Source organism: Mycobacterium sp. (assembly GCF_049802695.1).
Classification (GTDB): Bacteria; Actinomycetota; Actinomycetes; order Mycobacteriales; family Mycobacteriaceae; genus Mycobacterium.
Genome location: NZ_JBARMY010000307.1, coordinates 1 through 2,432, shown reverse-complemented (window position 1 = coordinate 2,432; position 2,432 = coordinate 1). Strand labels below are relative to the sequence as shown.

Genomic DNA, 2,432 nt, shown 5'->3' with positions numbered 1-2,432 from the left:
GAAAACAGCTGGCCGTCCTTGACGAGCTGGCGCATCCGCTTTTCCAGCGCCGCCAAGTCATCCGGGGTGAACGGCTCGGCCACATCGAAGTCGTAATAGAAACCGTCGGTGATCGGTGGCCCGATCCCCAGTTTGGTTTGGGGGAACAGGTCTTGCACGGCCTGGGCCAACACGTGGGCGCAGGAATGCCGGATCACGCTGCGGCCGTCGCCGGTGTTGGCCGCGACCGGCGCGACATCCACGTCGTGGTCGGGAACCCAACTGAGGTCGTGCAGTCTGTCGTCGGCGTCCCGCACCACCACGACAGCGTCGGGAGCGCCCCGGCTCGGCAGCCCGGCGTCACGGACCGCCGCGGCCGCGGTCGACCCGGCAGGAACCCGGATCAGGGCTTGCGGCGATCGCAAGCCCTGCGCAGCCGGGTGCAGCGGGTCGCCGCCATCGGCTCCTGGGACGGGGTGCTCGGCGGCGCTCACAGGGTGATCTCCCATGTTGTGACAGGATTCTGGCTTCTCAAGGCGGTGACGACCATGCTATCGGGGCGCCTGCTGCCGACGGGCCGACCCTTAGGGCTGGTCCGGTTTGAGCAGGATGAACAACGCCTCGGCATCGGTGAGCAGGGTGTCGCCGTCGGTCAGCCGGCCCGACACGAAGATTTTGCGGCCCTCGACCCGGTCGACTGCGGCGTCGATCTGCAGTTTCTTCTCGATCGGCACGATCTGGCGGTAATTGATGTGCAGATATGCGGTGCGCTGCCGGGGGCCGCCGGTGATCACTGAGGACGTCAACCCCAGCACCGTGTCGAATAGCATGCCGATCGACCCGCCGTGCACCGCGCCGTTGCGGCCCAGGTGGAAGCGCGCGAACCTCGCCCAACCTTGGATGCGGCCGTCGTCAGTCTTGTGGGCCGACATCGGCACGGTCAGGATGTTGCCGCGAACCGGCAGGTCCATCCGGCGCCCCGAGGGTGAGCGCCATTCGTCGGTGTCGAACGGCGTCAGCAGCGCGGACACCTTCTCCAGCAGGTCGGCGGCCTCGGTGATCACCTCGTCCGGCGCGTCGGCGGCGCGGGCATGGTCCTGCAACTTACGGACGCCGTCGATGAACCGGCCGTAGTCGGGTCCGCCTTGTGTGGTCGGTTCAGGCGGATTGAATCCACCACCCAGATGCCGCACGTGCTCAGCTGTCACCGGACTACCGTATTGCCCGGCGCGGCCGAATGTCGTTGGGCTAGGCGTTCTGCTCGCCGAGGGCGGTCAACTTCTCGAACTCGTCGTCGCTGAGTTCGATCTCGGCAGCGGCGACGTTCTCCTCCAGGTGCGCCACACTCGACGTGCCCGGAATCGGCAGCACGACCGGTGAGCGCTTCAGTAGCCAGGCCAGTGCAATCTGCGACGGCGTCGCATTGTCGTGCTCGCTGCCGAACTCGGCCAGCGGACCGTCCGGAGCGGCCAGCGGTCCGGCGGCCAGCGGGAACCACGGGATGAAGCCGATCCCCTGCTTGGTGGCTTCCTCCAGCAGCGGCTCCGCGGTGCGGGCCGTCAGGTTGTACCTGTTCTGCACCGACACGATCGGCACGATGTTCTGGGCGGCGGCGAATTGGTCGACGTCGACCTCGGACAAGCCGATGTGGCGGATCTTGCCCTCGGTCTGCAGCTTGTTCAGCTCGACGATCTGGTCCTCCAGCGGGAATTTGTCGTCGATGCGGTGTAATTGGAAAAGGTCGATGGTCTCCACGCCCAGCCGCCGCAGACTCAACTCGCATTCCTGGCGCAAGTACGCCGGGTAACCCATCGGAATCCACACGTCGGGACCGGGGCGCAGCAGCCCGGCCTTGGTCGCGATGACCAACCCGTCGTAGGGATGCAGCGCCTCGCGGATGATCTCCTCGGCGAAGTAGGGGCCGTAGGAATCGGCGGTGTCGATGAAGTTCACGCCGAGTTCCACCGCGCGCCGCAACACCCGGACGGCTTCGTCCCGGTCCGCCGGCGGCCCCCAAACACCCTTGCCGGTCAGGCGCATGGCGCCGTAACCGAGCCGGTTGATGGTGAGATCACCGCCGAGAGTGAATGTTCCGGATGCTTGGGCAGGCGCTGAGGTAGTCACCTGGCCGACCGTACGCGAACCAGCTGTTTCGGGGCCTGCCGGCATGGCAAGCTGAGCCGGTGGACTTGCAGGCGCTGACCGAGTTGCCGCTGACGTATTCGGAAGTGGGTGCCACCGCTGGACCGCTGCCCGTCGGCTACGACCACCTCAGCTTCGCCCGCCGGATAGGCGCCGGGCGGCAACGCTTCGACCAGGCCGCCAATGCGGTCATGCGGTGGGGGATGCAGCGCGGCGCCGGGCTGCGGGTGCGCGCCAGCAGTGACATCGTCACCGTCGGCGCGGTCGTGGTTGTCGGGCTGGCGTTCCTCCGTGCGCCGTGCCGTGTCATC

Annotated in this window: 3 protein-coding genes and 1 pseudogene; 1 reads left to right on the top strand and 3 read right to left on the bottom strand. The window is 67.3% G+C overall.

All coding sequences use genetic code 11. The features are described 5' to 3' along the window. The 3 genes and pseudogenes from thrS to WA317_RS12570 all read right to left on the bottom strand — a co-directional run. A pseudogene (gene thrS, locus WA317_RS12580) lies at positions 1-473 on the bottom strand (threonine--tRNA ligase); the annotation flags it as partial. A 90-nt stretch (positions 474-563) separates the two neighbouring features. Then, a complete protein-coding gene (locus WA317_RS12575; RefSeq protein WP_425173342.1) occupies positions 564-1,187 on the bottom strand; it encodes a PaaI family thioesterase in 624 nt (207 codons plus the stop codon). 40 nt (positions 1,188-1,227) lie between these two features. After that, the gene (locus WA317_RS12570; protein WP_425173341.1) at positions 1,228-2,148 is read right to left on the bottom strand and encodes an aldo/keto reductase; all 921 of its coding nucleotides are present in this window, start codon (positions 2,146-2,148) and stop codon (positions 1,228-1,230) included. Positions 2,149-2,162: 14 nt separating this feature from the next. Between WA317_RS12570 and WA317_RS12565 the strand changes: the two genes are divergently transcribed. After that, the coding region (locus WA317_RS12565; protein WP_425173340.1) for a DUF1990 family protein at positions 2,163-2,432 on the top strand (270 nt) is incomplete at its 3' end.

Coding starts and splice junctions, on each gene's coding strand:
- WA317_RS12570 (WP_425173341.1), bottom strand. CDS start 2,148: ATGCCGGCAGGCCCCGAAACAGCTGGTTCGCGTACGGTCGGCCAGGTG.